General features: G+C 69.6%; 1 protein-coding gene. It reads right to left on the bottom strand.

Translation table 11 applies throughout. The features are described from left to right. Positions 1-99: 99 nt before the first annotated feature. On the bottom strand, positions 100-1464 hold the full coding sequence (locus KGQ19_RS48580; RefSeq protein WP_194894489.1) for an ISL3 family transposase: 1365 nt from the start codon (positions 1462-1464) through the stop codon (positions 100-102). Positions 1465-1475 lie beyond the last annotated feature (11 nt).

The raw sequence follows: 1475 nt of genomic DNA, 5'->3' as shown, positions 1-1475 counted from the left end.
GAGTCGAGGTGGTAGTCCAGGACGCGGACGAACTCGCCGGATGGTGTGTCCATGCCGTCCAGGATGCCGCATCAAGCCTGTCTGCGGTGACTGTTGCTGTCAGGTTCTTGAGCGTCGGGGTTGGTTGTGGCGGCCGCTGGTGTGGGTGGTGAGGTGTCCACGGGCGCGGCGGGTGGTGGCGCAGCGGGCACGCAGGCGCTGGTTAGCGGGGTTGCGGTAGCCGTAGGCGGCTCGGGCATCGGTCTTGATCGATCTGTTGATCCCTTCCGAGCCGGCATTGCTGACGCCCGAGACGATCGCGGCCTCGATCTCGGGCCACCAGGTGTTGACCGTGGTGGCCAGGCGTTCCAGTTCCGGCAGGCCGGATGCAGCGCATGACTCGTAGAACCGGAACAGCCGGTGCGCGATCGCCGTCCGGGCGGGGCGGGTGTGCATCAGGGCCAGGACGTCCATCAGGTCTTCTTTGGCGTTCCACGCGGCCAGGATCGGCACGCCGATCTTCACTGGGAGGCTCTGGAGGTCGTCGACCATCGGGTCGAGGTGGTCGGCGTGGACACGGGCGGCCGAGCGGGTCAGCCGGTTCCTCAGCTCCCATTCCCGGTTGCCCTTGCGTCCCCGGCGTCCGCGCTGCTGCACGGTGACCCGGCGACGGACCTCGGTCAACGCGGTGTTGGCGAGCTGGGCGACGTGGAAGCGGTCGACCACGAGGGTCGCGTGCGGCAGCGAGGCGCGGACGGCGGACTTGAAGATGGTGCACATGTCGATGGCGACGAACCGCACGCCGGAGCGCCAGGCGTCGGTCTGCGCCTCGATCCAGCCCGAGACCTTCTTCGCGGTGCGGCCCTCGACCTGACCGAGCAGCCCAGCCCCACCGAACAGGTCGACGAACCCGACATGCCACCGGTCTGCGGTGACTTCCCAGCTCTCGGTGCCGTCGGCCCCAGTGACCAGACGGAACTTGGCCTTGCCGCGCCGGGTCTCATCGATCCCGAGCCGCTCGGTTGCAGGGGTGAGGGCAGGCAAGGCCTGCTTGGCGTGCGCCATGAACGCGGCATGGGCGATCGGCCAGGACACCTCGTGGTCCCGGGCTGACTGAACGACCGTCCGGCCCCGATCGGCCACCGCCGCCCCGGCCGACTCCCGAAGCCTGCAGGTCAGCCGGGAGCGCGGCGGGATCTGTGGCAGGGCCTCGGTGAACGTCCGGCGCGGGCAGTCCCCTTTCCGGCACTGCCAGCGCCGCTTGGTCCAGGTCAGCAAGGTGGAGCGGCCGGCCACGGGCAGATCCCTCGGCCTGGTGCGGACCCAGCCGTGCGGATGTTCCGAGCGCACGCCGCACTCGGGACAGCATCGGGCCTGCTCATCGGCGGTGACCAGTGCGAGCATCGGACTCGCGTCGTTGCCGAGCCGCACGGAGGTGACAGCCACCCCGTCCAACCCGAATAGCCGCGTCGTATCGTTGACCAAGCCCGTGGCCT

The organism is Catenulispora pinistramenti (assembly GCF_018274385.1).
Classification (GTDB): Bacteria; Actinomycetota; Actinomycetes; order Streptomycetales; family Catenulisporaceae; genus Catenulispora; species Catenulispora pinistramenti.
The sequence above is the reverse complement of the archived record's forward strand: the minus strand, read 5'-3'. Positions and strand labels throughout refer to the sequence as shown.